Origin of the sequence: Plantibacter sp. Leaf314, assembly GCF_001423185.1 — a bacterium.
Classification (GTDB): Bacteria; Actinomycetota; Actinomycetes; order Actinomycetales; family Microbacteriaceae; genus Plantibacter.
Window position 1 is genome coordinate 1,175,818 of record NZ_LMOB01000001.1, and the last position, 25,766, is coordinate 1,201,583.

The 25,766-nt window shown below is 70.5% G+C and carries 24 protein-coding genes and 1 riboswitch; of the genes, 11 read left to right on the forward strand and 13 right to left on the reverse strand.

Going from position 1 to position 25,766, the window contains the following annotated elements:
• Window position 1: 1 nt before the first annotated feature.
• On the reverse strand, window positions 2-613 hold the full coding sequence (locus tag ASF68_RS05530; protein ID WP_056007864.1) for a TetR/AcrR family transcriptional regulator: 612 nt from the start codon (window positions 611-613) through the stop codon (window positions 2-4).
• 106 nt (window positions 614-719) lie between these two features.
• On the opposite strand from ASF68_RS05530, the gene ASF68_RS05535 reads away from it, so the two are divergent.
• Window positions 720-2,216 carry an MFS transporter gene (locus tag ASF68_RS05535; RefSeq protein ID WP_082498649.1) on the forward strand — a complete coding sequence of 499 codons (1,497 nt, stop codon included), beginning with the start codon at window positions 720-722 and terminating at the stop codon, window positions 2,214-2,216.
• 82 nt (window positions 2,217-2,298) lie between these two features.
• Here the strand turns inward: ASF68_RS05535 and ASF68_RS05540 are convergent, their stop codons facing one another.
• Window positions 2,299-2,655 carry a DUF2200 domain-containing protein gene (locus ASF68_RS05540; RefSeq protein ID WP_056007869.1) on the reverse strand — a complete coding sequence of 119 codons (357 nt, stop codon included), beginning with the start codon at window positions 2,653-2,655 and terminating at the stop codon, window positions 2,299-2,301.
• Window positions 2,656-2,791: 136 nt separating this feature from the next.
• On the opposite strand from ASF68_RS05540, the gene ASF68_RS05545 reads away from it, so the two are divergent.
• Entirely contained in the window at window positions 2,792-3,880 is a 1,089-nt protein-coding gene (locus ASF68_RS05545; protein ID WP_056007872.1) for a CPBP family intramembrane glutamic endopeptidase, read from the forward strand.
• On the opposite strand, the gene ASF68_RS05550 is transcribed toward ASF68_RS05545, so the two are convergent.
• Together ASF68_RS05550 and ASF68_RS05555 are read right to left on the reverse strand one after the other, a co-directional pair.
• Window positions 3,822-4,337 carry a YbaK/EbsC family protein gene (locus ASF68_RS05550; protein ID WP_056007875.1) on the reverse strand — a complete coding sequence of 172 codons (516 nt, stop codon included), beginning with the start codon at window positions 4,335-4,337 and terminating at the stop codon, window positions 3,822-3,824. The genes ASF68_RS05545 and ASF68_RS05550 overlap by 59 nt on opposite strands.
• A 65-nt stretch (window positions 4,338-4,402) precedes the next feature.
• Window positions 4,403-5,215: a DeoR/GlpR family DNA-binding transcription regulator gene (locus tag ASF68_RS05555; RefSeq protein WP_056007878.1), complete on the reverse strand. Its 813-nt coding sequence runs from the start codon at window positions 5,213-5,215 to the stop codon at window positions 4,403-4,405.
• An 83-nt stretch (window positions 5,216-5,298) separates the two neighbouring features.
• Between ASF68_RS05555 and galT the strand changes: the two genes are divergently transcribed.
• Together galT and galK are read left to right on the forward strand one after the other, a co-directional pair.
• Window positions 5,299-6,450: a galactose-1-phosphate uridylyltransferase gene (galT, locus tag ASF68_RS05560; protein WP_056007881.1), complete on the forward strand. Its 1,152-nt coding sequence runs from the start codon at window positions 5,299-5,301 to the stop codon at window positions 6,448-6,450.
• Window positions 6,447-7,607, forward strand: a complete 1,161-nt coding sequence (gene galK / locus ASF68_RS05565; protein WP_056007884.1) for a galactokinase — start codon at window positions 6,447-6,449, stop codon at window positions 7,605-7,607. The genes galT and galK overlap by 4 nt, the downstream gene beginning before the upstream one ends.
• A gap of 68 nt (window positions 7,608-7,675) precedes the next feature.
• Here the strand turns inward: galK and ASF68_RS05570 are convergent, their stop codons facing one another.
• Window positions 7,676-8,554: a bifunctional methylenetetrahydrofolate dehydrogenase/methenyltetrahydrofolate cyclohydrolase gene (locus ASF68_RS05570; RefSeq protein WP_056007886.1), complete on the reverse strand. Its 879-nt coding sequence runs from the start codon at window positions 8,552-8,554 to the stop codon at window positions 7,676-7,678.
• An 11-nt stretch (window positions 8,555-8,565) separates the two neighbouring features.
• Complete coding sequence (glyA, locus tag ASF68_RS05575; RefSeq protein ID WP_056007889.1) at window positions 8,566-9,837, reverse strand: serine hydroxymethyltransferase; 1,272 nt, start codon at window positions 9,835-9,837, stop codon at window positions 8,566-8,568.
• Window positions 9,838-9,879: 42 nt separating this feature from the next.
• Window positions 9,880-9,997: riboswitch (ZMP/ZTP riboswitch) on the reverse strand.
• Window positions 9,998-10,163: 166 nt separating this feature from the next.
• Here glyA and ASF68_RS05580 point away from each other — a divergent pair.
• Both ASF68_RS05580 and ASF68_RS05585 read left to right on the forward strand, forming a co-directional pair.
• Window positions 10,164-11,681 (forward strand): family 20 glycosylhydrolase, encoded by a 1,518-nt coding sequence (locus ASF68_RS05580; RefSeq protein WP_056007892.1) that lies wholly within the window; start codon window positions 10,164-10,166, stop codon window positions 11,679-11,681.
• A 402-nt stretch (window positions 11,682-12,083) separates the two neighbouring features.
• The gene (locus ASF68_RS05585; RefSeq protein ID WP_162239341.1) at window positions 12,084-14,336 is read left to right on the forward strand and encodes a sigma-70 family RNA polymerase sigma factor; all 2,253 of its coding nucleotides are present in this window, start codon (window positions 12,084-12,086) and stop codon (window positions 14,334-14,336) included.
• Window positions 14,337-14,352: 16 nt separating this feature from the next.
• Here the strand turns inward: ASF68_RS05585 and ASF68_RS05590 are convergent, their stop codons facing one another.
• Window positions 14,353-15,579, reverse strand: coding sequence for an MFS transporter (locus ASF68_RS05590; protein ID WP_056007896.1), 1,227 nt, complete (start codon window positions 15,577-15,579; stop codon window positions 14,353-14,355).
• Between the two features lie 184 nt (window positions 15,580-15,763).
• On the opposite strand from ASF68_RS05590, the gene ASF68_RS05595 reads away from it, so the two are divergent.
• Genes ASF68_RS05595 through ASF68_RS05615 form a run of 5 tightly spaced genes read left to right on the forward strand, consistent with a single transcriptional unit; the run spans window position 15,764 to window position 19,986 of the window.
• A complete protein-coding gene (locus ASF68_RS05595; protein WP_056007899.1) occupies window positions 15,764-16,156 on the forward strand; it encodes a MerR family transcriptional regulator in 393 nt (130 codons plus the stop codon).
• A 27-nt stretch (window positions 16,157-16,183) separates the two neighbouring features.
• On the forward strand, window positions 16,184-17,080 hold the full coding sequence (gene purU, locus ASF68_RS05600) for a formyltetrahydrofolate deformylase (protein WP_056007905.1): 897 nt from the start codon (window positions 16,184-16,186) through the stop codon (window positions 17,078-17,080).
• A 40-nt stretch (window positions 17,081-17,120) separates the two neighbouring features.
• Entirely contained in the window at window positions 17,121-17,477 is a 357-nt protein-coding gene (locus ASF68_RS05605; RefSeq protein ID WP_235526759.1) for a YrdB family protein, read from the forward strand.
• On the forward strand, window positions 17,474-18,628 hold the full coding sequence (nagA, locus tag ASF68_RS05610; RefSeq protein WP_056007911.1) for an N-acetylglucosamine-6-phosphate deacetylase: 1,155 nt from the start codon (window positions 17,474-17,476) through the stop codon (window positions 18,626-18,628). The genes ASF68_RS05605 and nagA overlap by 4 nt, the downstream gene beginning before the upstream one ends.
• Window positions 18,625-19,986, forward strand: a complete 1,362-nt coding sequence (locus ASF68_RS05615; RefSeq protein WP_056007914.1) for an FAD-binding oxidoreductase — start codon at window positions 18,625-18,627, stop codon at window positions 19,984-19,986. The genes nagA and ASF68_RS05615 overlap by 4 nt, the downstream gene beginning before the upstream one ends.
• Window positions 19,987-20,096: 110 nt before the next feature.
• On the opposite strand, the gene ASF68_RS05620 is transcribed toward ASF68_RS05615, so the two are convergent.
• The 6 genes from ASF68_RS05620 to ASF68_RS05645 form a co-directional block, all read right to left on the reverse strand.
• Window positions 20,097-21,251 (reverse strand): mannitol-1-phosphate 5-dehydrogenase, encoded by a 1,155-nt coding sequence (locus ASF68_RS05620; protein ID WP_056007917.1) that lies wholly within the window; start codon window positions 21,249-21,251, stop codon window positions 20,097-20,099.
• Entirely contained in the window at window positions 21,251-21,685 is a 435-nt protein-coding gene (locus ASF68_RS19165; protein WP_056007920.1) for a PTS sugar transporter subunit IIA, read from the reverse strand. Before ASF68_RS19165 ends, ASF68_RS05620 begins: the two co-directional genes overlap by 1 nt.
• Before the next feature lie 117 nt (window positions 21,686-21,802).
• Entirely contained in the window at window positions 21,803-23,389 is a 1,587-nt protein-coding gene (locus ASF68_RS05630; RefSeq protein WP_056007923.1) for a PTS mannitol transporter subunit IICB, read from the reverse strand.
• Window positions 23,386-25,083: a phosphoenolpyruvate--protein phosphotransferase gene (gene ptsP, locus ASF68_RS05635; RefSeq protein ID WP_082498500.1), complete on the reverse strand. Its 1,698-nt coding sequence runs from the start codon at window positions 25,081-25,083 to the stop codon at window positions 23,386-23,388. The genes ASF68_RS05630 and ptsP overlap by 4 nt, the downstream gene beginning before the upstream one ends.
• A complete protein-coding gene (locus ASF68_RS05640) occupies window positions 25,070-25,345 on the reverse strand; it encodes an HPr family phosphocarrier protein (protein WP_056007926.1) in 276 nt (91 codons plus the stop codon). The genes ptsP and ASF68_RS05640 overlap by 14 nt, the downstream gene beginning before the upstream one ends.
• A gap of 4 nt (window positions 25,346-25,349) precedes the next feature.
• Entirely contained in the window at window positions 25,350-25,673 is a 324-nt protein-coding gene (locus ASF68_RS05645; protein WP_056007929.1) for a PTS sugar transporter subunit IIB, read from the reverse strand.
• Window positions 25,674-25,766 lie beyond the last annotated feature (93 nt).

The following is a 25,766-nucleotide window of genomic DNA, read 5'->3' on the forward strand; positions in this document are numbered from 1 at the left end:
GCTACTTCCGGACGGCCGGCATGATGACGCCGTCGATCACCGACACGAGGAAGTCCCGCGTGACCGGCTCGCGCAACATCAGCACCCGGTAGCTGACCATCGCCTGACTGATGAGCGACAGCGTCTCGACGTCCGCGTCCTCACGGATCTCCCCGCGGTCGATCGCGCGCCGCAACAGGAACCGGTTGACGGCCATGCGCGGCTCCACGATGGCGGAGTGCACGGACTCGGTGAGCTCTGGAGCGTCCGAGATCATCGACATGACCCCGGCGAAGACGCGCATCTTGCGTTCACCGTCGGCGATGGACGGCGCCTTGATGAGCGCGACGAGGTCGCCCCGGAGCGAGCCGGTGTCGGGCAGCTTCGAGAAGTCCGGATCGATCTGCTTCATGCAGGCGACGGCGTCGATCACGAGTTCGGACTTGGACGCCCAGCGCCGGTACAGCGTCGCCTTGCCCGCTTTGGCGCGGGACGCGACCATGTCGACCGTCATCCCGGCGTAGCCCGTCTCGGCCAGGACGTCGAGTGCCGCCTCGAGGATCTCGGCGTCGCGGGAGTGGTCACGCTTGCGTCCGAGCTTCGGGGCGTCTGGCGGAGTCTCGAGCTGCGTCATCGCGGCTCACCTCCCTTTCGTCTCGAGGAACAGCATAGTTCAGGAACTCGTGCGTTCTGGAACTTATCGGTTCCGAAACTGTTCGGTTCCGTATATGCTCCTCAGCATGACCTCGACTCTCACCGCCGGAACCCCGGCCGTCTCCTCACGTCGCTGGTGGACGCTCGTCACCGTCGGCCTCGCGCAACTCATGGTCGTGCTCGACGCCACGGTCGTGAACATCGCGATGCCCGCAGCCCAAGCCGACCTCGGCTTCTCGGACGGCGACCGCCAGTGGATCGTCACCGCCTACTCGCTCGCCTTCGGCAGCCTCCTGCTGCTCGGTGGACGCCTCTCCGACCTCATGGGCCGCAAGCGGGCGTTCATCATCGGACTCATCGGCTTCGCGGTCGCCTCGGCGCTCGGCGGCGCCGCCGACTCGTTCGGGATGCTCGTCGCCGCACGGGCACTCCAGGGCGTCTTCGCCGCACTCCTCGCCCCGACCGCACTCGCCATGCTCACCACCACCTTCACGATCCCGAAGGAACGCGCCAGGGCCTTCGGCGTCTTCGGCGCGATCGCCGGTGCGGGTGGCGCCGTCGGACTCCTCCTCGGCGGGTTCCTGACCGAACAGTTCGACTGGCGTTGGAACCTCTCCATCAACGTGTTCATCGCCGTGATCGCGATCGTCGGCGCCGTCGTCTTCATCACCACGCCGAAGGCTACCGGTCCGCGTCCGAAGCTCGACGTCCCCGGCACCGTGCTCGTCTCAGGTGCGCTGTTCAGCCTGGTGTACGGCTTCGCGAACGCGGAGACCGACGGCTGGGACTCGCCGCTCAGCTGGGGGTTCCTCACCGCTGCCGGCGTGCTGCTCATCGCCTTCGTCCTCTGGCAGCGACGAGCCGCCCACCCGCTCCTCCCCCTGTCGATCGTCCTCGACCGCAACCGCGGAGCGGCGTTCATCTCGGTGATGATCGCCGGAGCAGGGATGTTCGGCATCTTCCTGTTCGTCACGTACTACCTGCAGGCCTCGCTCGGCTACTCCCCGCAGCAGACGGGCTTCGCCTTCCTGCCGATGATCGCGATGCTCGTGCTCGCCGCCCAGCTCGGGACGAACCTCCTCGTCCCGCGCTTCGGACCGAAGGTGATGGTGCCGTTCGGCATGACCCTCGGAGCGGTCGGGATGCTCCTGCTCACCCGACTCGACCTCGACAGCTCCTACCTGGGCGACGTGATGCCCGCGCTCATGGTGCTCGGCTTCGCGATGGGGTCGATCATGCCCGCCTCGATGCAGACCGCGACCCTCGGCGTGGATCGCGCGTTCGCCGGCGTCGCCTCGGCGACGGTCAACACGAGCCAGCAGGTGGGCGGCTCGATCGGTGTGGCGCTGCTCAACACCCTCGCGGCGAGCGCCGCCACGGCCTACATCACGGACAACGCCCCACCGACGGCCGAGGTGCTCGCCCAGGCGGCCATCCGCAGCTACCAGACGGCGTACTTCTGGGGTGCCGGCTTCTTCGCGGTCGGCGCTGTGACCGCGGCGCTGCTGTTCCGCCGACGCAACCAGGGACTCGCCTTGCACCACGCCCCAGAGGCGTCGACGGAGCCGGTGCTCGCGCACTGAGCCGTCGTCGCAGCACCGCCGGCCGTCACGCGAACGTGTGGCGGCCGGCGGTGTCGGGGCGGGGCGGGTGCGTGCTCTCGGGTCAGGCGGGTTCGCGGAGGATCGAGGTCATCTTCTTGCCCTTCGCGACCTCGTCCACCAACTTGTCGAGCTGGCGGATCCGCTGCATGAGCGGATCCTCGATCTCCTCGACGCGGATGCCGCAGATGAGGCCCGTGATGAGCGAGGCGCTGGGGTGCATCGCCGGGGCTTCGGCGAAGAAGGTCTCCATGTCGGTTCCGTCGGCCACCACCCGCTCGATCCCGGCGGCGTCGTAGCCCGTGAGCCACGTGACGACCTGATCGACCTCGGCCTTCGTGTGCCCCTTCCGCTCCGCCTTCGCCACGTAGTGCGGGTAGATGCTGCCGAAGCTCGTCGTGAAGATGCGGTGTCCTGCCATAGCGGCCAGTCTCCCACCGGCGGTCGCCTTGGGCCAGACCGCCCGCTCGATCCGTCGCGGGTCGTCCGCCGTCCGTCGCTGGTCGTCCGCCGCTCGGGGGACGCGTCGGGCCGGAGGGGCTGCCTACGCTGGCTGCATGACGGATCCCGGACAGCTCCCGCAGACGACTTCGCCGTCCTTCTCGACGGCGCCTCCCGCACAGGCCGACACGGTCGAGCCCCCGCGGCGGACGGCGACGTACGACCACGCCCTCCGAGCCGCGCCCGCCTGGTGGCGAGGTGCGCTCGCCCTCCTCCTGCTCGTGGTGGGTTTCCTCATTTTCTCCGTCGCCTTCGGAAGCGTCGCCCTGATCATCGACGTCGCCACCGGGGCGTACACGCTCGACGACGTCGCGAACGGCCTGATGACGTTGACGCCGGTCACGATGCTCGCGAACAACCTGTCGCTCGCAGCGCTCATCCCCGCGTCGATGCTCATCCAGTGGGCGCTCTTCGGCGTTCGGCCACGGTGGCTGTCCTCGGTGGAGGGGCGGTTCCGTTGGCGCTGGTTCGGGCGGCTCGCCCTCATCATCATCCCGGTCTGGGTGGTGTACGTCGGAGGTTCGTTCCTCCTGTCCCCGTTGGAACCCGTCGTGCTCGACGGCACCGTGATCGCCATGCTCGCCGTCGTCGTCCTCACCACACCCCTGCAGTCGGCCGGGGAGGAGTACGGTGCGCGCGGTCTCATCCAGCGCTCCGTCGGCTCCTGGTTCAGCCGCCCGATGACCGCCTTCGTCGTCGGCACGATCGCCTCCGGCGCCGTCTTCGCCTCGGTGCACTTCGCGGGCGACCCGTGGCTCATCGCCTACTACTTCGTGTTCGGCGCCTCGATGTCCTTCGCCGCCCGGGGCACGGGCGGCCTGGAGGCGCCGGTGCTGATCCACGCGACGAACAACCTCCTCCTGCTCGTGCCCACGGCGCTGATGTCGCAGACCGACCAGGTCTTCGAGCGGGGCGACGGGGCCGGCGGACCGTTCATGCTCATCCCGATGGCGTTGTGCGTCGCCGCAGCCGTGGTGAGCACCTGGTGGGGCCGCAGGAACGGCGTCGTCGCGACCGCTCCGCTGCCGCCGAGCCGGGTGACGAAGCAGCACGGCACGCCGCCGACCGCGACGGCCGCTCCGATGGCTACGCCGACGGTGCGCCCGACGACGACGCAGGATCCGTCGGAGGCTCCACCGCGATGACCTGCCCGCCGGTCACGCGCACGAGCTCCTCGAACGTCGTGGGGAAGACCGTGTGCGCGTGGCCGGCCGCGGCCCAGACCTCCGGGTACGCGGCGAGTGCCTCGTCCACGTAGGTGCGGATCGGCTCGGGGTGACCGACCGGCGCCACACCACCGATGACCTGCCCGGTCGCCGCCTTGACGACCTCGGCGTCGGCGCGCTTGAGCCGTCCGCCCAGCCGCTCGCCGAGCCAGGCCGTGTCGACCCGGTGCGCGCCGCTCGTCAGGATCAAGGTCGGTTCACCGTCGAGGGTGAACACAAGGGAGTTCGCGATGGCGCCGGCGGCGACCCCGAGGGCCTCCGCTGCGAGAGCCGCCGTTCGAGCGGCGTCGTCGAGCCACGTGACCTCCCCCTGAGCGCCGCGATCCCGGAGCGTGCGCTCGACGATGGACACGGCCGGGTGCGTTCGATCACTCATACGACCATGGTGCCGCATCGGGTCGCGCGTGCGCGAGGGTCGGTGATCCGGAGCCGCTCGGCGCGTCAGTCCCCGAGCGGCACCAGGGTGACCGGCAGCCCGGCCTCCCTGAGGCTCGCCACGATCTCGGGTGAGGCACCGTCGTCGGTCAACAGGGCGTCGAAGGCGTCGAGTCCGGCGATCCGGCCGAGCTGTCGCACCCCGAGCTTCGAAGCGTCGGCGACCACGACCACGCGTTCGGCCGCGCGGACCATCCTGGCCTTCACCTCGGCTTCGGGCAGGTTGACGTTGGTGACGCCATGCTCGGCGTCGACCCCGTTGCACCCGATGAAGGCGAAGTCGGCGTGGACCTGCCCGAGCAACGACCCGGCGAGGGGGTCGACGAGCGAATGCTGGAGTGGCCGCAGCGATCCGCCGGTCACGATCACCGAGAACCTCGGTATCTCCGACTCGAGCTCGAGGGCGATGGTCAGGCCGTTGGTGATCACGACGAGGTCGGAGAGGTCCCGTCGGGCTTTGAGTGCTCGGGCGAGGGCGAGACCGGTGCTGCCGACGTCGACGATCACGCTCTGTCCGGAGCGCACCATCGCCGCGGCGGCCTCACCGATGCGCTGCTTCGCGTGCGCCGAGGTCGCGGTCGCGAGTTCGATGGGCGACTCGACGGCTCCACGGCCCAACACCGGCATCGCGCCACCGTGCACACGGACGGCGTCGCCCTGGTCGACGAGGGTGTCGAGGTCGGTCCGTGCGGTCACCCGGGAGACACCGAAGTCCTCGGAGATGTCGGCCACGCGGACGAAACCGCGCTCGTCCAGGAGCTCACGGATGCGGTCGCGGCGCAGCGGCGCAGGCAGCTGGATCGGATCATCGACGGACATGCTTGAATCTTCGCCGACTTGCCTATACTTTTCAAGACGAAACGTTGCACGTTTCCGTTCGACAACCCGTTCAGAGGATCCCCATGCCCCAACTCGACGACAGCTTCGTCATCGACCCGGCGATCGCGAGCAGCACCCAGCGCCTCGCCGACGGCCGCGAACTCATCTACTTCGACGACGTCGACACGACGTTGCCCGCGGAACGGCTGCCGGACACCCGCGACCTCGCGGCACGCCCCCCGACCGCGTCCATGCGCCAGGATCCGCTGACCGGCGAATGGATCTCGATCGCCGCGGCACGCCAGAACCGCGTGATGCTGCCGCCCGCCAACCTCGACCCGCTCGCCCCCGCGAGCCCGTCGAACCCCTCCGAGATCCCCGATCAGTACGACGTCGCGGTCTTCGAGAACAAGTCGCCGTCCTTCGGCCCGCTCCTCGAGGACGAGAACGCCCCCGTCGACCTCGCCGACCTCGCGACCATCGGCATCGGGCGGACCCGCACCTCGGTCGGCCGCTGCGAGGTCGTGAGCTTCAGCCCGTCGAGCACCGGCTCCTTCGGCTCCCTCTCCCGCACCCGTGCACGCACGGTGATCGAGGCCTGGGCGCGCCGCACGCACGCGCTGTCGCAGATCGACTCGATCCAGCAGGTGTTCCCGTTCGAGAACCGCGGTGAGCAGATCGGCGTCACCCTCCTCCACCCGCACGGCCAGATCTACTCCTACCCGTACGTGACGCCGCGTACCCAGCGGCTCATCGCGGCGAGCGAGGCGTACGGCCCCGGCCTCTTCGCCGACATCCTCGCGTCGGAGCAGGCCGACGAGCGCGTCGTCCTCGCGGGCGAGCACTGGACAGCCTTCGTCCCCTTCGCCGCCCGTTGGCCCGTCGAGGTGCACCTCATGCCGCACCGGCACGTCCCGGACTTCGCCGCCACCTCCCTCGCGGAGCGCGACGAACTCGCCGTCCTCTACCTGCGGCTGCTCCGCGGCGTCGACGCCCTCTACGACACCCCGACCCCGTACATCGCCGCCTGGCATCAGGCACCCACGCGCGTCCACCGCGACGAGCTCCGACTCCACCTGCAGCTCACCTCGCCGCGCCGTGGCGCCGACCGCCTGAAGTACCTGGCCGGCTCCGAAGCCGCCATGGGTGCGTGGATCGGCGACGTGCCGCCCGAGTCCACCGCCACCGCCCTGCGCGCCGCGATCGCCGCAGCCGACGAGGAGAACCCCGTATGACCGACCTCCAGCAGACCGCCACGAGCGGATTCGAGCGCACCTTCGGCAGCGAACCGAACGGCCTCTGGTCGGCGCCCGGCCGGGTGAACATCATCGGCGAGCACACCGACTACAACGACGGCTTCGTGTTCCCGATGGCGATCGACCGCCGCACGGTCGCGGCCGTCCGCCGACGCGACGACGACCGCATCCGGGTGTCCAGCAGCTTCTCGCCCGAGGTCGTCGAGGCCTCCCTGCGCACGCTCGACCCCGACGCGCTGCAGGGCTGGTCGGCCTACCCGCTCGGCGTCGTGTGGGCGCTCGGGCAGTTCGGCGCGCCCCTTGCGGAGTTGTCCGGCGTCGACATCTACCTCGACTCCGACGTCCCGGTCGGAGCGGGCCTCTCCTCCTCCGCGGCGATCGAAGCGTCGGTCGCCGTCGCCCTCGACGAGATCTGGCACCTGGACCACGACCGCAAGACGCTCGCGAAGATCTGTCAGCTCGCGGAGAACCGCGCCGTCGGAGCACCGACGGGCATCATGGACCAGTCGGCGTCCCTGCTCGGTCGTCCGGACTGCGGGGTCTTCCTCGACTGCCGCTCGCTCGAGACCGACGTCATCCCCCTCGGCTTCGACGAACACGACCTCGAACTGCTGGTCATCGACACGCGCGTGGAGCACGCCCACGTCTCCGGCGGCTACGCGGCGCGACGGGCGTCCTGCGAGGCCGGAGCGGCGGCCCTCGGCGCCGACTCGCTCCGCGACGTCACGGTCGGCGACCTCGATCGAGCCCGCGAGCTCCTCGACGACGAGACGTTCCGCCGCGTCCGCCACGTCGTCACCGAGAACCAGCGCGTGCTCGACACCGTCCGCACGCTGCGCGAGCACGGTCCGACCGCGATCGGCGAGCTGCTCGTCGCCTCGCACGCCTCCATGCGCGACGACTTCGAGATCTCGGTGCCCGAGCTCGACCTCGCCGTCGAGACGGCCATGGCGGCCGGCGCGATCGGTTCGCGGATGACGGGTGGCGGCTTCGGCGGCGCGGCGATCGCCCTCGTCCCGGTGACGCTCGCAGCGACCGTGTCGGAGGCGGTCGGGGCCGCGTTCGCCGAGGCGTCGTTCACGGCCCCGACGATCTTCGCCGTGCGACCCGCGGCCGGCGCGACCCGCGAGGTCTGAGCCCCGACGACGACGGCCCGGTCCCATCAGCGCGAGCTGACGGGACCGGGCCGTTCCAATGCGGAGCGCTACTCGGCGGGCGTCGCCATGCGGACCACGTTCGCGAGGAGACCCACGCGGGTCATGGGTCCGACCCCGCCGGGGTTCGGACTCATCCACGAAGCGACCTCGGCGACGTCCGGTGCGACGTCGCCGACGACGCGGGACTTGCCCGTCTCCGGGTCGGTCTCGCGGCTCACGCCGACGTCGAGGACGATGACGCCCGGCTTGACGGCGTCGCGCGTGACGATGCCGGGGACACCGGCCGCCGCGACGATGACGTCGGCCGTGCGCAGGATGTCGTCGAGACCGACCGTGCCGGTGTGGGTCAACGTCACGGTGGCGTTGACATCACGGCGCGTCAGCAGCGGGCCGATGGCCCGACCGACGGTGACCCCGCGGCCCACGACGACGACGTGCTTCCCGGCCCAGCTGAGCCCGTGGCGCTCGACCAGCTCGACGACGCCCTTCGGCGTGCACGGCAGCGGGGTGTGGATCGGCCGGTTGACGTTGAGCACGAGCCGCCCGAGGTTCGTCGGGTGGAGCCCGTCGGCGTCCTTCTCGGGATCGATACGCTCGAGGATCGCATCGGTGTCGATGTGCTTCGGCAACGGCAGCTGCACGATGTAGCCCGTGCAGCTCTCGTCGGCGTTGAGCTCGTCGATGACGGCCTCGAGATCCTCCTGGGACACCGTCTCCGGCAGGTCGCGACGGATGGACTCCATGCCCACCTCGGCGCAGTCGCGGTGCTTCCCGGCGACGTACCACTGCGAACCCGGGTCGGAACCGACGAGGACGGTTCCGAGGCCGACCGAGATGCCGCGCTCCTTGAGCGCGGCCACCTCGATCGCGATCTCGGACTTGATGACGGAGGCCTTGGCCTTGCCGTCGAGGATCTGTGCGGTCATGCTCCGGGGCCCTACTGCTGCAGGCCGGCGTAGAGCGGGAAACGCTCGGCGAGCGCCGTGACGCGCTCGCGGAGCGCACCGGACTCGGCACCGTTGCGGAGCGCGAGGGCGATGATGTCGGCGACCTCGGCGAACTCGGCGTCGCCGAAGCCACGCGTCGCGAGCGCCGGCGTACCGATCCGGAGCCCCGAGGTGACCATCGGCGGTCGCGGGTCGAACGGCACCGAGTTGCGGTTGACCGTGATGCCGACCTCGTGGAGGAGGTCTTCGGCCTGCTGCCCGTCGAGTTCCGAGGTCCGGAGGTCGGCGAGCACCATGTGCACGTCGGTGCCACCGGTGAGGACGTCGATGCCGGCGGCCTTCGACGCGTCAGTGGTGAGCGCCTCGGCGAGGAGCTTGGCGCCACGGAGTGTGCGCTCCTGACGGTCCTTGAACTCGGCCGTCGCGGCGAGCTTGAACGCCGTGGCCTTCGCGGCGATGACGTGCATGAGCGGCCCACCCTGCTGGCCGGGGAACACGTTGGAGTTGAGCTTCTTGGCGAGTTCCATGTCGCGGCTGACGATGAAGCCGGAGCGCGGTCCGCCGATCGTCTTGTGCACGGTCGAGGAGACGACGTCGGCGAACGGCACGGGCGAGGGGTGCACGCCTGCGGCGACGAGTCCGGCGAAGTGCGCCATGTCCACCCAGAGCTTCGCGCCGACCTCGTCGGCGATCGCACGGAAGGCGGCGAAGTCGAGCTGACGCGGGTAGGCGGACCACCCGGCGATGATGACCTGCGGCTTGTGCTCGAGCGCCTTGTCGCGCACGACGTCCATGTCGACGAGGAAGGTCTCGGGGTCGACGCCGTACGAGACGGCGTTGTAGAGCTTGCCCGAGAAGTTGAGCTTCATGCCGTGGGTGAGGTGGCCACCGTGGGCCAGCTCGAGCCCGAGGATGGTGTCGCCCGGGGTGGCGATGGCCGAGAGCACCGCGGCGTTCGCGGTCGCTCCCGAGTGGGGCTGGACGTTCGCGTACGCGGCACCGAAGAGGCTCTTGGCGCGCTCGATCGCGAGCGACTCGGCGATGTCGACGAACTCGCATCCGCCGTAGTACCGGCGGCCGGGGTATCCCTCCGCGTACTTGTTCGTCAGCACGCTGCCCTGCGACTGCAGGACGGAGACGGGCACGAAGTTCTCGCTCGCGATCATCTCGAGGGTGTTGCGCTGGCGACCGAGCTCCTGCTCGAGGACCGCGGCGATCTCGGGATCGACCTCGGAGAGTGGCGCGTTGAAGGTGTCGGACAAGACTGGCTCCCTTTTGTGACAGAACGGATGTCGGTGATGTGCCGTTTCGGCCCAGGCGTGCGGCCGAATCCGCCCTTGTCTTCAAGGTGCAGGGTCGCTCCCCGATGGTGAACCATCTGAGGCGGAGCGGGCTCCGTCTATACGCCAGTTGCGACTGCTAGCAGCATAGCAACGGGACGGCTGTCGCGCACCGTTCCGGACCGGGTCCCGACGCCGCTGCGACACCCTCCGCACGGGCTGTGACAGGATGGTTCGACTTGTGTTCACCGTCCGAACAAACCCGCTCGGACGGACGCGCACGACGGTCAGCCAGCGAAGGAACCTGCATGAGTCTGCTCCCCCGCCCCCGCTCGCAGCGCTCGGATCCGTCCGCCGAACCGTTCGTGCTCGAGTCGGGGACCAGGGTGATCACCAGCCCCGAAGCCGCCACGCCGGCCCGGCTGCTGGCCGAGGCGCTGCGGACGTCGACGGGGTACGCGATCCCGGTCGACACGGTCGCGGCGGACGAGCGCGGTGCGGATCACCTCGCGACCGGCGGGTGTCCTGCGATCACCCTCAGCATCGACGAACGGCTCACTCCGACACCTGAGGCCTATCGACTGACGGTGACGGCGGAGGGCGTCGACCTGGTCGGTTCCGACGCGGCGGGCGTCCTCTATGCCACACAGACCCTCCGCCAGTTACTCCCGCCCGCCACCTGGGCGCCGCAGGCCAGCGCGCAGGTGTGGGAGGCGGCCGCCGTCGTCGTCGACGATGCGCCGCGCTTCGCCTACCGCGGCGTCATGCTCGACGTCGCACGGCACTTCTTCACGGTCGCGCAGGTGCAGCGGTTCATCGACCAGCTGGCGAGTCTCAAGCTCAACCACCTGCACCTGCACCTCAGCGACGACCAGGGCTGGCGGCTCGAGATCGCCGGCTGGCCGGAGCTGACCGGCATCGGGGCGGCGACGGCCGTGGGCGGTGGCGAGGGCGGCTTCTACACCGCCGCGGACTACCGCGCCATCGTCGACTACGCCGCCGACCGCGCGATCACGATCGTCCCGGAGATCGACGTGCCCGGCCACACCAACGCGGCCCTCGCGGCCTACCCCGAGCTCAATGCGGACGGGGTCGCGCGCGAGCCCTACACCGGCACCGAGGTCGGCTTCTCGAGTCTCGCCATCCGTTCCGAGACCACGTACGCGTTCCTCGAGGACGTCTTCGGCCAGCTCGCGGCGCTCACACCGGGACCGTACCTCCACCTCGGCGGCGACGAGGCACTCGCGACCCCGGAGGCCGACTTCCGCTGGTTCGCCCGACGGGTGTCCGAGCTGGTCGCCGCCACCGGCAAGACCGCCGTCGCCTGGCATGAGTTCGGCGCATCCGGCGAGCTCGCGCCGGGCACCGTCGGCCAGTACTGGAACTACGTCGCACCCGAACCGGGTCACTCCGAGCAGCTGCGGTCGTTCGTGCGACAGGGCGGGCGGGTGATCATGTCGCCGGCCGACGCCGCCTACCTCGACATGCAGTACCCCGACGACGACTCGGCCGGACTCACCTGGGCGGACGGGCCGACGAGTGTGGAACGCTCGGCGGCCTGGGAACCGACCGACGTCGTCGCGGGTGTCGGCGAAGAGGACATCCTCGGTGTGGAGGCGCCGCTCTGGACCGAGACCGTGGGCGACGTCGAGACACTGGAGTTCCTGGTGTTCCCGCGCATCGCCTCGGTCGCCGAGATCGGTTGGTCCGAGCGTCGCGCCGCCGACTGGCCCGACTTCCGGGATCGTCTGGCGGAGATCGCCCGCGGCTGGTCGGCATCGGGGATCGCGTTCCACCGCTCGCCCGAGGTCGACTGGCTCAGCTGAACGGATCGGATCAACGGAAGGTGGCCGGGAGTGGCGCTCGCCCCCGAGCACCACTCCCGGCCGATCGACGGGTTCGCACGATGGCGCCCCCTCCCGTCGAGATCTGCAGCGGTTCGGGTCCGCCGCCCGATGCGCACCGGCCGCGGCACGCATCGTGGCCGTCCGAGGACGACCCGGCCGAGCCCCCGAGGTCGGGAACCCTGCCGTTCACCCTGAGAGAGCGACCCGGCAGCACTTCATGACGCGGGTTCCCGACCCGATCCGTGGATGAGGTCCATCCGGGACGGTCGCGCCGCCGCTCCCCCGTGCGAAGATGAGGATTCCGCGTCATGATCCCGCCCCACCCGACTCTCTCGGGCGGGCATGGTGCCCGGCAGTGCGCAGCATGCAGACGGAGGCATCATGAGCGTGGACGTGACCCCGGCGGTGCCGCTCGCCGAGCGCTCGGACGCGGAGCTGATCGACGGCACGCGCGCGGGCTCGCAGGACGCGTACGGCGAGCTGTGGCGCAGGCACGCGAACGCCGGGCGGACGGTCGCGCGGTCGATCACCTCGAGCCTCGACCCGGACGACCTCGTCTCGGAGTCGTTCGCCCGCATCTATCAGGCGGTCGGTCGCGGGAAGGGCCCGACGGGTGCGTTCCGCCCCTACCTGTTCACCACCATCCGGAACACCGCGGCAGCGTGGGGTCGCTCGCGCCGGGAGACCTCACTCGACACCCTCGACTCGTTCGAGGACCCCGACACGAACGAGGCCTCGTCGATGGAGGCCCTCGACCGCAGTCTGAGTGCTCGGGCGTTCCGGAGCCTGCCCACGCGCTGGCAGGAGGTCCTCTGGTACACGGAGATCGAGGGCATGACGCCCGCCGAAGTGGCGCCCTTGCTCGGCATGAAGCCCAACTCGGTGTCCGCGCTCGCCTACCGGGCTCGTGAGGGGTTGCGGGAGGCCTGGATCCAAGCGCACCTGCAGGCCGTCGACGACGACTCCGAGCACGCCTTCACCATCAGCCGACTCGGCTCCTACGCGCGCGGCAACCTGAGCGCCCGCGACACGGCGAAGGTCGAAGCACACCTCGACGCGTGTCAGCGGTGCACGATCGTCGCCGCTGAGGCGAAGGACGTCGGGTCCCGCATGGCGCTCGTCCTCCTCCCTCTCGTCGCCGGGGCCGCCGGAGCGACCGGCTATCTGGCCTGGTTGCAGACGGACGGACCGGCGTCGACGGCGGTCGTCGCGATGCCGGCGACGGTCACGGGCGGGGCTGCCCTGACCGCGCACCTCGGTGGCCATGCCGCGTCCGGTGCCGCAGTCGGCGGATCCGGTGGGGCCGGGGTCGCCGCCGTGGGTACCGTCGGGGCGGCCACGGCCGCCGGCTCGGCAGGCCTCTCGGGCGGACTCGTCGCGGCGATCGGAGTGGGGGTCGTCGCGGCCGTCACTGCCGCAGCCCTCGTCCTCAGCCCGCTCGTGTTCCCATCCGCCGACCCGGGCACCTCGGTGGCCGCCGGCGAGACCGTGGATCCGCCTGCTGCGGCACCGAACGCACCGTCGTCCACCGGCCCGACCACGCCGGCCACCCCGCTCCCCATGCCGCAGCCGACACCGGACCAGGATGAGACGACCGATCCGACGCCGACGCCCGTGCCGGTGATCCCGGCGACGCCACCGGCGACCACGCCGCCGACTGCTCCCCCGACCGACCCCGTCGATCCGACCGACCCCGTCGACCCGACCGATCCCGTCGATCCGGTGGGCCCCACCGAGCCCGTGCCGCCGACGATGCTCGCGGATTCCGGCGGAGGGTTCCTCTGGCCAGCGTTCACCGGCACCGGAGCACCCGGCGCCACCATCGACATCCTGGAGGGTGACACGGTCCTCGCCTCGACGACCGTCGCGGCCTCGGAGACGCAACGGGCGTCCGAGAGCGGCTGGTCGACCGGGCCGGTCGACCTCGGGCGCACCGGGACGTTCGTGCTGACCGTCCGACAGACCCTCGGCGACGTCGTGACCGTCGGGGCGGAGCCGGTCACGGTGACCGTGGCCGGTCCCGACGTCACGGGCCTCCTCGACCTCCGCGTGCTGCGTGTCCTCGAACTGGGGGCGTCGCTCGTCGTCGTCGGCGCTCCGAACGGCTCCATCGGCTACACCGTCGATGGTGGCGACGAGCAACGCGTCACGCTCGACGCCGCGGGTCGGGCGGTGCTCTCCGGAGACGCGGTCGCGATCGGGCTCCACGAGCTGAGCGTCTGGGGAGCCGACCCCGCCGATCCGTCCCGGCGAGGTCCGTCGGTCTCGGTCGACTACCTCTCGATCGCAGGACTCCTGACGACGGACGTCGCCCTCGCCCTGGACGCCGCTCCGCTGGACGCCGCCCGACTGTCGGCCGTGGCAGCATCCGCCGCCGATCCCGCATCGCCGGCGACCCCGGTTCCGGCAGCGACCGATCCGGCACTCCCCGCTGCGCCCGACGCAGCGCCCACCGCAGAGACCACGGCGGATCCGGCAGCGACGGACACCACCGCGGCGCCTGGGGGAAGCACGACTCAGGAGCCGACGGAGGCGACGCCGGGTCCGGAGGCCGCCCCGGCCGAGTCGGGCATCGCCGTCGAGCCGCCGTCGGACGACCCTCCCACAGCGACGGACACGCCCACCGCGCCCTGACGCCCGCGCCGGGTGATCAGACGGTGACGCGCTTGCGGGTGCGGAGCACGTCCGCGGCCAGGAGCGAGGTCGCGACCACCGCCAGCACGACGTAGACCCAGGGCAGCACGCCGAGTCCGACCTCGGCGAGGAGCAGTGCGCCGAGCGCGGATCCCCCACCGATACCCGTGTTGAACGCCGTCGTGTAGAACGCGTTCGCCGTGTCACGGATGCGCGGGCTCGCGGCATGCAGGAGTCGGGTCTGCATGAGCGGCGGCAACATCCCGAACGCCGTGCCCCAGAGGAAGAACGCGACGAGCGCACCGGGCAGCCAGTCCGTCGAGAGGGTGAGGGCGCTCACCATGGCCGCCGACACCGTCAGCGCGACGAAGAGTCCTGTCGTCGCCCGCTTCGCGAAGACGCTGCCGGTCAGGATCAGGCCGATCGCACCCGCGACACCGTAGACGAGGAGGAGGAGACTCAGCTGGCCCGACGGGACACCCACCTCGCCGATGAGGAAGGGGGCGATGTAGGTGTAGAACGCGTAGTGTCCGGCCATGATCACGCCGACGGCGATGCACACGATCGCGACGGGGACGACGCTCGGATCGCGACCCGTGGCACCGGCGGAAGCCGCATGCGACTCCTCCCGTCCGACGGGCGGCAGTTTCCACCAGACCACGAGGGCACCGAGGAGCATCGCCACGGCCAGGACGCCGAATGCGAGCCGCCAACCGAGGGCGTGCCCGAGCGCCGTGCTGAGCGGGACGCCGAGGACGAAGGCGAGCGTGCCACCGGCGATCGTCACGGACACGGCCCGGGCGAGCTGCTCCTTGGGCACGAGGTGGCCCGCGTAGGCACCGACGACCGCCCAGAAGACGCCGTGGGCCAGTCCGCCGAGGACACGCGTCGCCACGAGGAGCTCGTAGTTCGGCGCCAGCGCGCCGAGGCCGGTGCTGACACCGAGGACGGCGATGACGGCGACGAGCAGCGCATGCCGTGGGACGCGCTTGGTCAGATGGATGAGGGCGGCACTCGACAGCACGACCGTGAACGCGAACACGCTCACGAGGAGTCCGATCTGGGACTCGGTGACGCCGAGCGACGTGCTCATCTCCGGGAGGAGCCCGGTCGGGATCATCTCCCCGGTGACCGAGAGGAAGGTCCCGGCCGCGAGCGCGATCAATCCCACCCACGGGAACGGGGGCGAGGTCGGCTTGGTCGGTTCGGCGGGGCGCGCCGAGGAGGGAGGAGAGGAGGTCATCGGATCGCTCCAACGATGGCGTTCACCCGTCGGCCGACACGGCGGACGAGTTCGTCTACGCGCTGATGTGCGCGCCCAGGGCCGACCGACATCCGGCGACCGCGGACGAGTCTACCCGAGGCCGGGAATGCGACGGCCTCGGTCCGACGTTGCACGTGAGGTGAAGGTGACAGAGAGGCCGCACATGCGCATCGCAGAACTCGCTGAACGGACGGGCGTCCCGGCGTCCCGGCTCCACTCCTACGAGCAGGAGGGCCTGCTGGCCCCGGTGCGGGCCCCGCACGCGCTCGACGAGTACGGGCCGTCCGCGGTCGACCACGTGATCACGGTCGACAACCTGGTCGACGCGGGTCTCACGACCCGACTCGTCCGCGTGGTCCTCGACCTCGACGACACCCGTGCCGCGCGGCCCGTGGCGGACTGCTCACGGGCGACCGCCGAATCCCTCAGGACGCAGATCGCCTCGATCGACGACCGCATCGACTGCCTGCAGCGCAGCCGCGAGACCGTCCGGTCCTACCTGCGGCAGTCCTCGCACGCCGACCTCGTCGACGAACGGTCCGTCCCGGCGGCCTGAGCCTCCCCCGGCCGGTACCCTGGGGCGGTGACGAACTCGACCGACCCCACCGCCGCGCCCGCCGCTCCGCACGAGCGCTCCGTCCACTGGGTCCTCTCCATCATCTGCGAGGACCGCCCGGGCATCGTGCACGCCATCAGCGGCGCGATCGTCGAGGCCGACGGGAACATCACCGAGAGCCAGCAGTTCTCGAGCGACGACACCGGGCGGTTCTTCATGCGCTTGCAGGTCGAAGCGGCGGTCACCAGGGACCGGTTCGAGGCGGCCATCGCCCCGGTCGTCGAGCATTACGCGCTGGACTGGCGACTCGATGTGGTCGGGCGCCCGCTGCGGACGCTCGTCCTGGCGTCGACGGCCGCGCACTGCGTCAACGACCTCCTGTTCCGCCAGCGCGCCGGCCAGCTCCCCGTCGAGATCCCGCTCGTCCTCAGCAACCACGGCTCGCTCCGCGACCTCGCCTCGTTCTACGGCGTGCCGTTCGAGTCGCTGCCCGTCACGGACGCCGCTTCCAAGGCGGCGTTCGAGGCCCGGGTCATCGCCGCGGTCGAGGAGTACGACATCGAGCTCGTCGTCCTCGCCCGGTACATGCAGATCCTCTCCCCCGAGCTGTGCGAACGCCTCGCCGGGCGGGCCATCAACATCCACCACTCGTTCCTCCCCGGGTTCAAGGGCGCGAACCCGTACAAGCAGGCGCACGCGCGTGGGGTGAAGCTCATCGGGGCGACCGCCCACTTCGTGACGAGCGACCTCGACGAGGGGCCGATCATCGAGCAGAACGTCGTCCGCGTGGACCACTCGCGTTCGCCGGCGGAACTCGTCGCGATCGGGCAGGACGAGGAGAGCCGCACCCTGACGCAGGCGGTGAAGTGGTTCGCCGAGGACCGCGTCCTGCTCGACGGCGCTCGGACCATCATCTTCCGCTGAGGCGGGCCGGGACTCCCACCACGCGCCGTAGAATCGTGTGGTGTCTGAACGAACTCCCGCCGACGTGAAGATCGGCCCCACCGAGATCCTGCGCTTCTTCCTCGACCTCTTCGCCTTCTTCTCGCTCGGGTTCTGGGGCGTCGCGGTCTGGCCGTTCCCCCTCAACGTCGTCGTCGGCATCGCCGCACCGGTGGTCGCGATCATCCTGTGGGCGCTGTTCCTGTCGCCCCGCGCGGTCATCCGGATCGACCTCTACGGCCAAGCCGTCGTCGAACTGCTCATCTTCGCCGCGGCGGCCCTCGCCTGGCTGCACCTCGGGCAGCCGATCATCGCGGCGGTCTTCGCCGTGATCGCGGTCGCGAGCGGCGTCATCCGCGGACGGAGGCAGCTCGCATGACGGACCTCCTGATCCACTCGGCCACCAAGATCGACGTCGACGGCCAGGTCGACGCCTTCTGGTTGCACGCGGTCGACGGGGTCATCCGCGCGACCGGATCCGGCGACGACTGGCGGTCACTCCCCCTCGGCGCCGGTGCCCTCGTGCACGATGCCGACGGAGGCCACCTGACGCCCGGGTTCATCGACCTCCACGTGCACGGTGGTGGCGGGGCGTCGTTCGACGACGGTCGCGACGCCATCGAGCGCGCCCTCGCCGTCCACCGAGCGCACGGCACGACCCGGTCGCTCATCAGCCTGGTGTCCAACCCGGTCGACGCGCTCGTCGCGAGTCTCGACGGGATCGCGGACCTCGTCGCCGAGGACCCCCTCGTGCTCGGCTCCCACCTCGAGGGGCCGTTCCTGTCCCCCGTCAAGAAGGGCGCACACGACCCAACCGCCCTCATCGACCCGAGCCCGGCCATCGTCGAGCGGCTCATCGATGCGAGCCGCGGCACCCTGCGCCAGATCACGATCGCCCCGGAGCTGCCGAACGCGCTCGAAGCGATCCAGGTGCTCGTCGAGGCCGGTGTCATCGTCGCCGTCGGGCACACGGACGCCGACGAGGCCCTGACGAAGACGGCCTTCGACCTCGGTGCACGTCTCGTCACCCACGTGTTCAACGCGATGAACGGGATCCACCACCGCGCGCCTGGGCCGATCATCGCCTCCTTCGCCGACGAGCGGGTGACGGTCGAACTCATCCTCGACGGAGAACACGTGCACCCCGACGTGGCCAAGCTCGCGTTCGAGCAGGCTCCAGGCCGCGTCGCCCTCATCACCGACGCGATGGCGGCGGCCGGGTCCTCCGACGGCCGCTACCTCCTCGGCGCCCTCGAGGTCCAGGTGACGGACGGCCTCGCGAGGCTCGTCGAAGGCGACTCGATCGCCGGCTCCACCCTGACCCTCGACCGCGCGCTCCGCCTGGCGATCGGAAGCGGGATCCCCGCCGCGGAGGCCGTCGGAGCCCTCACCAGCACCCCCGCCCGCGTCCTGGGCCTCGGCGAGCGCTTCGGACGCCTGGCCGTGGGATACGCCGCGGACGCGGTCCTCCTCGACCACCGCTGGTCCGTCCAAGCGGTCTGGGCCGACGGAACCGCCCTGCCGCGATGACCGCACCGAACGTCCTCGACGCCCTCCGCGACGCCCTCGGCGACGCGGTGTCGACGACGGATGTCGACCTGGCGGCGGCACGGACCGACAAGTCCGGGCACGTGTCGGACGCAGCGCCCATCGCCGTGGTCTCCGCGCGTTCCATCGAGGACGTCCAGACCGTCATGCGGATCGCGACGGCGACCGGGACGCCGGTCGTGACGCGGGGCGCCGGCACAGGACTCGCGGGCGGCGCCCTCGGCGGGGCGGGCGAGATCGTGCTGTCGACCCTCGGGATGACGCGGATCCACGAGATCAACGAACCCGATCTGCTCGCGGTCGTGGATCCCGGCGTGATCAACGGCGCCTTCAACGATCTCCTGCTCACCCGTGGGCTCTGGTTCGCCCCGGATCCCGCGAGCCGGGCGATCTCGACTGTGGGCGGCAACATCGCCACCGGCGCCGGCGGCCTCCTGTGTGCGAAGTACGGGGTGACCCGGGACGCCGTCCTGGCGCTCAAGGTCGTCTTGGCCGACGGCCGACTCATCAGCGTCGGTCACCGAAGTGTCAAGGGCGTGACCGGGCTCGACCTCACGAGCCTCATGGTCGGATCCGAGGGTGTCCTCGGCGTCATCGTCGAGGCGACCGTCCGCATCAGGCGGATCACCCCCGGTACCGTCGCGACGATCGCCGCGTACTTCCCGGACGTCGTCACCGCTGCCGGTGCCACGGCGGCCGTCACCGCGGCGGGCATCCAGCCGTCCATCATGGAACTGCTCGACCCCGTCGCACTCGTCGCCGTCCACCGGTACCTGCAGCTCCCGACACCGAGCAGCGGCGAAGCGCACGTGGTCATCCAGACCGACGGACCGAGCGCCGAGCTCGAAGCAGCGGCCGTCCTCGAGGTGTTGCGTGCCGCCGGTGGCCGCGCCGAGATGTCGACCGACCACGCGACCGGTGAGCACCTGCTCGCGGTCCGCCGCGCCCTGCACCCCTCGCTCGAATGGTTCGGCACCCCGCTCATCGAAGACGTCTCCGTGCCCCGTAGCCAGCTGGCGGCGATGTTCGCCGAGATCGGCGACATCGAGCGGCGCTACGGGATCACCATCCCGACGGTCGCGCACGCCGGCGACGGCAACCTCCACCCGAACTTCGTCTTCGAGGGCACCGAGGTACCGGACCACATCTGGCAGGCGGCCGAGGAGCTGTTCACCGCCGCGCTCCGTCTCGGCGGGACGCTGACGGGTGAGCACGGGATCGGACTGCTCAAGAAACGCTGGCTGGGCGACGAACTCGGTGCCGACCAGCTCGGACTCCAGCACGGGATCAAGCGGCTCTTCGATCCGCAGAACCTGTTGAACCCCGGCAAGGTGTTCTGAGCGTCAGCCCTTCGACAGGCCCAGGGACCACCCTTCGACAGGCTCAGGGACCACGACAGGCCCAGGGTCCGGAGATGTCCGTTCCCTGAGCCTGTCGACGGGTTGCCCGGCTAGGAGAGCGTCGCCTGCCGAGCGGTGACCTGCGCGAGCACCGCCGGAGCCAGCGGGTGCTCGGGCGCGAGCCCCGTGACCTCCTCGACGAACGCCTCGGCAGCCAGGTCGTGCAGCTTGGCCTGCAGCTCGACGCTCTGCTCGTCGTCACTCACGTCGAACTCCAGTGCAGCTCCGATGGCGGCGACGAGGGCGTCGTGACCCATCCCGCGCTCGGCGAGCTCGGCGGCGGGTCCGATGAACCGTTCGGTCCGGCTCAGCTTGCGCAGCGGCTGGCGACCGACGCGCTCGACGGTGTCGGGCAGGTGCACGTTGGCGAACCGACGCAGGATCGTCTCGCGGTACTCGCGCTGCGCGTCGACGTCGAGGCCGTGCTTCGCCACGAGCAGGGCGGAGGTCTCCTCGAGCACCGCACCGACGGCCGCCGCGATGGACGGTTCGGCGAGCGCCTCGGCGATCGTCCCGATACCGGCGCGAGCACCGAAGTAGGCGACGGAGGCGTGACCGGTGTTCACCGTGAACAACTTGCGCTCGATGTACGGGGCGAGCTCCTCGACGAAGTGTGCGCCGGGGATCGATGGGAGGGAACCGTTGAAGGCCGGGGTCTCGATGGCCCACTCGAAGAAGGTCTCGACGGTCACGTCGATCCCCTGCCCGGCGGGCTGGCCCGGGACGATGCGGTCGACGGCCGTGTTCGCGAAGACGGCGCGGCCCGCAAGCGACTCCCAGGCGGTGTCGCCGACGGCCTGCCGCACCTCGGCGGCGAGCAGGTCGGTCGCGTTGATCGCGTTCTCGCAGGCCATGACGGCCAGCGGTGCCGCGTCGGCCGGACGGGCGGCGATGCCGCGGGCGATGACCGGCGCGACGAACCGCAGGATGGTGGGCCCGACGGCGGTGGTCACCACGTCGGCGGCGGCGATCTCGGCGACGAGCGCCTCCTCGTCGGTCGCGCTGTTGATGGCGCGGAACCCGGTGACGACCGTGTCCTTCGCGCCGTCGCCCACCTCGTGGACCGTGTAGCTGTCGGCCGCGGCGATGGCTCCGATGAGCTCCGCGTTGACGTCCGCGAAGACCACCTCGTAGCCGCCCTCGTGGAGGAGGAGGCCGACGAACCCGCGTCCGATGTTCCCGGCGCCGAAGTGGACGGCCCGCATCACTCGTTGACCTCGCTCAGGAGTGCGTAGAGCTCCTCCGCGGTCTCAGCGGCGAGCAGCTTGGCGACCTCGTCGTCCTCGGAGAAGATGATGGCGATCTTGGAGAGGATCTCCATGTGGCCGCCGTCCTTGCCGGCGATGCCGACGACGAAGCGCACCTCCTCGCCGTCCCAGTCGATGGGGGTCTCGTACCGGGTGAAGGACAGGGCGGAATCGCGGACCGCCTCCTTCGCGTCGTTGGTGCCGTGCGGGATCGCGAGGAGGTTGCCCATGTAGGTCGACACCGACTGCTCACGCGCGAGCATGGCCTCGAAGTACTCGTCGGTGACCGCTCCCGCCGCCTCGAGGGCGTCGGCCGCGCGTCGGATGGCCTCCTCCTGCGTCACCGTCCCGGTGACGATGGTGATGCGGTCCTGGGTCAGTACCTGCGACATGGCTTCCTCTGCATTCCTCGTGGAGGGCTCCGCCGATGCGGCCGGGAGCCCGGTGAAGGGTGGTGGGTGTGGCCCGGGGTGCACGCCCTTCGCGCGCACCCCGGGATCGTTCCGTTGCTAGTGTGCTCCCTCTCCGCGGAGCAACTCCACCACCTCGTCGTACTTCGGGGAGTTCATGAAGTTGTCCACCGACATGTGGACGGCGCTCGGCGTCTTCTCCTTCGCGCGGTCCGTGAGCTCCCGCTGGGTGATCACGAGGTCGACGTCGTCGGCGAGGTTCGCGATCGCCTTGTTCGTGACGGTGATCTCGTCGATGCCGGCCTTCTTGATCTTGTTGCGGAGCACCGAGGCGCCCATGGCGCTGGACCCCATACCGGCGTCGCACGCGAAGACGATGTTGCGGATCGGACCACGCTCGAGGGTGGTGACGACGCCCTCGTCGACGACGTCGGCACCGGCGGCGGCGCTCCCGGCCGAGAGGTTGCCGAGCACGCTGGACTTCTTGCCCTTCGCGGCCTCGGTGGCTGCGACGGCGGCCGAGAGGTCACCGGCGTTCTCGTTCTCCAGGTCGCGCTTGCGGCTCGCCCGGAGGATGATCGCGGAGATCGCGAACGACACGGCTGCCGCGACGATGACCGAGAGGATCACGCCGATGTAGCTGTCTGGAGCCGTCTGGATGAGCACGGCGATGATGCTGCCCGGCGAGGCCGGGGCACGCAGACCCGTGTTGAACGCGACGTTCGTCGCCACACCGGCCATGCCGCCACCGATGGCCGCGAAGACGAGCATCGGCTTCATGAGCACGTACGGGAAGTAGATCTCGTGGATGCCGCCGAAGAACTGGATGATGACCGCACCGGGGGCAGAGGCCTTCGCGAGACCGATGCCGAAGAAGCAGAACGCGAGCAGGATGCCGAGGCCGGGGCCGGGGTTCGCCTCGAGGAGGAACAGGACCGACTTGCCGGTCTCCTCGGACTGCTGGACGCCGAGCGGGGTCAGCACACCGTGGTTGATGGCGTTGTTCAGGAAGAGGATCTTGCCGGGCTCGATGAAGATGCTCGCGATCGGCAGGAGCGAGTTGGCGACGAGCCAGTCGACGACGCCCTCGAGGAAGCTGCTGAGCGCGGTGACGATCGGCGCGATGCCGTAGAACCCGCCGATGGCGAGGAGCGCGCCGAGGATACCGGCGGAGAAGTTGTTTACGAGCATCTCGAAGCCGGCCTTGATCTTGCCGTCCCAGAGGCGGTCCGCCTGCTTCATGAGCCATGCGGCGAGCGGGCCCATGATCATCGCACCGATGAACATCGGGATCGCGCTGCCGACGATGACGCCCATGGTCGCGATGGAGGCGACGACGCCACCACGCTCACCGTAGATCATCCGGCCACCGGTGTTCGCGATGAGCAGCGGGAGCAGGTAGGTGATCATCGGGCTGACGAGACCGACGTACTGCGGGAAGGTCGTGCCGTCGTCGGCCTGTGCGAGTGCCGTCGCGGCACCCTGCCACCCGATGACGTCGGCGTTGCCGAAGCCGCCGAGCACGCCGTTCGGGAGCCAGCCGGTGGCGATGAAGAACGCCGTGATGAGGCCCCAGGCGATGAAGGCCGCGATGTTCGGCATGACCATGCCGGAGAGGAAGGTGCCGAATCGCTGAACGCCGACTCGTGCACCTCCCGGCTTCTTGGGAGTAGACGTCGTTGTCATGATGATGTTGCCTCTTTCATTTCGGGAGTGGTCGCGGCGGTGGCCGCTGCCCTGGCCTCGGCGGCGCCGTCGGTGGCCAGTGCTGCTGCTGCGATGCGTCGGGCGTCGTCGAGCGTGTACTGCTGGAGGGAGTGCCGGACGTCGGCGAGCGCCGACGGCGACATGGACAGGGTGGTGGCGCCGAGTCCGACGAGGACGACGGCGAGGAGCGGGTCGGCGGCTGCTTCGCCACAGATGCCGACGGGCTTGCCGTGATGCCGGCCGGCTTCGCCGACGAGCTGCACGAGACGGAGGACCGCCGGGTGCCACGGGTCTTGAAACGCACCGACGGAGCCGAGCAGGCGGTCCGCGGCGAGGGTGTACTGCGTGAGGTCGTTCGTCCCGATCGACGCGAACCCGGCATGGGCGAGGACGCGGTCGGCGAGGAGTGCACTCGACGGCACCTCCACCATGACGCCCGGCGTCTTGAGGCCGTACTCGGCGGCGATCGCCATGAAGTACTTCGTCTCCTCGACGGTCGACACCATCGGCGCCATGACCCAGAGGTCCGCGTCGGTCGCCGCGTCGGCCTGGGCGAGTGCGGTGAGCTGCTCGCGCAGGATGTCCTCGCTCGCCCGGAGCGCGCGGAGTCCGCGGAGCCCGAGCGCCGGGTTGTCCTCGTGCGCGTCGTTCAGGAATGCCAGCGGCTTGTCGGCACCGGCGTCGAGCACCCGGACGACGACCTTCTTGCTGGGGAAGGCGCGCAGCAGCTTCTCGTAGTGCGCACGCTGCTGTTCGACGGTCGGCGCGAGCGCCTGGTCGAGGAAGAGGAACTCGGTCCGGAAGAGGCCGACGCCCTCGGCGCCGAGCTCCGCTGCGGCGTCGGCGTGTTCGGCAGACCCGAGGTTCGCGAGGAGCGGCACGGCAGTGCCGTCGGCGAGCGCGCCGGGGATGGCCGGGGCGTTGACCAGGGCGAGCCGGTCGGCGATGCGCTGCTCGGTCTCCGCCACCAACTCGGGCGTGGGGTCGACGGTGACCGCGCCGGTCGCCGCGTCGACGACGAGCGTCGTGCCGTCGGTGAGGTCTGCGGCACCGACGACGCCCACGATGGCGACGATCGACTTCTCGCGGGCGAGGATCGCCGTGTGGGAGGTCGGGCCTCCGTCGCTCGTGACGAGTCCGAGCACCAGGTCGAGGTCGAGCAGGGCGGTGTCGGCCGGCGCGAGGTCGCGGGCGACGAGGATAAACGGGTGACCGGGCGAGGGGACGCCGGGTGCCGGGACCCCCATGAGGTCCGCGATGACCCGCTGCGACACGTCGTCGAGGTCGGCGGCACGTTCGCCGAGGTACCCGCCCATCGCCGCGAGCTGGTCGCGGAACGACGCGAACGCGGCGTAGACGGCCCATTCCGCGGTCTTGCCGTTGGCCAGGCGGGTGGCGATCTCCTCAGCCAGCGTCGGGTCCTCGGCCATCATGGCCTGCGCTTCGAGCACGTCGCGTGCGGCGCCACCGGCGGCTGCACCGCGGGCTTCGAGCTCGCGGGCGACGGCGGCGAGGGAGGTGTTCGCGCGCTCGGTCTCGGTCGCGAGGTCGAGAGTGCTGGCGACGTCCGCCGGCGCCGGGAGCGGATCGGCCATCCGGGCGATCGGGCCGACGGCGACCCCCTGGCCGATGCCGATGCCCTGGAGCGCGCCCACCGGACTACTGCTCGTCATGGTCGGTCACCAGGAGCTCGGAGAGGGTGTCGAGGGTGCCCTCGGCTGCTGCGCCTTCGCCCTCGACGGACAGGGTCACGTAGTCGCCGTGTTCGACGGCGAGGGCGATGACGCCGAGGATGCTCGCCGCGTTGACGGCCTTGCCACTGCCCTTGGCGATGGTCACCGGGACCCCGGCGTCCTTCGCAGCCTGCGTGAACAGCTTCGCGGGCCTGGCGTGCAGGCCGTGCGACGAGCCGATGCGGACGGTTCGAGTTGCCATGGGGTTACCTCCTGGTTGGTGACTGGATCGAGAGGACGAGTTCGAGGGCTCTGGCGCCGCCTTCGACGCCGAAGACGTCGCCGGGGAGGACGGCCACGGCGGTGCCGAGTGGCTCGGCCACGGCGCGGAGCGCGGGCTCATGATCGGCGAGGTGGGCTCCAACGAGCAGCACGTCGACACCGTCGAGGGTGAGCGTGCCGGTGAGCACCTGGGATTCGGCGCCGGCTTCGACCGAGACGTCGAGGGACTGGTCGGCTGCGGCACGTCGGAGGCGTTGCGCCATGAACGTGCTCGACGCACCCGCGCCACAAATCACCAGGATCTTCATCGAACCTTCTCCAGAACCGCCGATTGCCTACCGAACCATCATTCCCTCGGGCGGGTCGCCGCTCCACCAGAAGCTCTTCCGGCGGGGCGGAAA

What these genes read in the sequence shown, in the direction of transcription:
- ASF68_RS05585 (WP_162239341.1), top strand. Translation starts at nt 12,084, where the DNA reads ATGAGCGTGGACGTGACCCCGGCGGTGCCGCTCGCCGAGCGCTCGGAC.
- nagA (WP_056007911.1), top strand. Translation starts at nt 17,474, where the DNA reads ATGACGGACCTCCTGATCCACTCGGCCACCAAGATCGACGTCGACGGC.
- galT (WP_056007881.1), top strand. Translation starts at nt 5,299, where the DNA reads ATGCCCCAACTCGACGACAGCTTCGTCATCGACCCGGCGATCGCGAGC.
- ASF68_RS05545 (WP_056007872.1), top strand. Translation starts at nt 2,792, where the DNA reads ATGACGGATCCCGGACAGCTCCCGCAGACGACTTCGCCGTCCTTCTCG.
- ASF68_RS05550 (WP_056007875.1), bottom strand. Translation starts at nt 4,337, where the DNA reads ATGAGTGATCGAACGCACCCGGCCGTGTCCATCGTCGAGCGCACGCTC.
- ASF68_RS05620 (WP_056007917.1), bottom strand. Translation starts at nt 21,251, where the DNA reads ATGCGGGCCGTCCACTTCGGCGCCGGGAACATCGGACGCGGGTTCGTC.
- ASF68_RS05630 (WP_056007923.1), bottom strand. Translation starts at nt 23,389, where the DNA reads ATGACAACGACGTCTACTCCCAAGAAGCCGGGAGGTGCACGAGTCGGC.
- ASF68_RS05645 (WP_056007929.1), bottom strand. Translation starts at nt 25,673, where the DNA reads ATGAAGATCCTGGTGATTTGTGGCGCGGGTGCGTCGAGCACGTTCATG.
- ASF68_RS05535 (WP_082498649.1), top strand. Translation starts at nt 720, where the DNA reads ATGACCTCGACTCTCACCGCCGGAACCCCGGCCGTCTCCTCACGTCGC.
- ASF68_RS05540 (WP_056007869.1), bottom strand. Translation starts at nt 2,655, where the DNA reads ATGGCAGGACACCGCATCTTCACGACGAGCTTCGGCAGCATCTACCCG.
- galK (WP_056007884.1), top strand. Translation starts at nt 6,447, where the DNA reads ATGACCGACCTCCAGCAGACCGCCACGAGCGGATTCGAGCGCACCTTC.
- ptsP (WP_082498500.1), bottom strand. Translation starts at nt 25,083, where the DNA reads ATGACGAGCAGTAGTCCGGTGGGCGCGCTCCAGGGCATCGGCATCGGC.
- ASF68_RS05615 (WP_056007914.1), top strand. Translation starts at nt 18,625, where the DNA reads ATGACCGCACCGAACGTCCTCGACGCCCTCCGCGACGCCCTCGGCGAC.
- ASF68_RS05555 (WP_056007878.1), bottom strand. Translation starts at nt 5,215, where the DNA reads ATGTCCGTCGATGATCCGATCCAGCTGCCTGCGCCGCTGCGCCGCGAC.
- ASF68_RS05595 (WP_056007899.1), top strand. Translation starts at nt 15,764, where the DNA reads ATGCGCATCGCAGAACTCGCTGAACGGACGGGCGTCCCGGCGTCCCGG.
- ASF68_RS05640 (WP_056007926.1), bottom strand. Translation starts at nt 25,345, where the DNA reads ATGGCAACTCGAACCGTCCGCATCGGCTCGTCGCACGGCCTGCACGCC.
- ASF68_RS05530 (WP_056007864.1), bottom strand. Translation starts at nt 613, where the DNA reads ATGACGCAGCTCGAGACTCCGCCAGACGCCCCGAAGCTCGGACGCAAG.
- ASF68_RS05590 (WP_056007896.1), bottom strand. Translation starts at nt 15,579, where the DNA reads ATGACCTCCTCTCCTCCCTCCTCGGCGCGCCCCGCCGAACCGACCAAG.
- ASF68_RS19165 (WP_056007920.1), bottom strand. Translation starts at nt 21,685, where the DNA reads ATGTCGCAGGTACTGACCCAGGACCGCATCACCATCGTCACCGGGACG.
- ASF68_RS05580 (WP_056007892.1), top strand. Translation starts at nt 10,164, where the DNA reads ATGAGTCTGCTCCCCCGCCCCCGCTCGCAGCGCTCGGATCCGTCCGCC.
- ASF68_RS05570 (WP_056007886.1), bottom strand. Translation starts at nt 8,554, where the DNA reads ATGACCGCACAGATCCTCGACGGCAAGGCCAAGGCCTCCGTCATCAAG.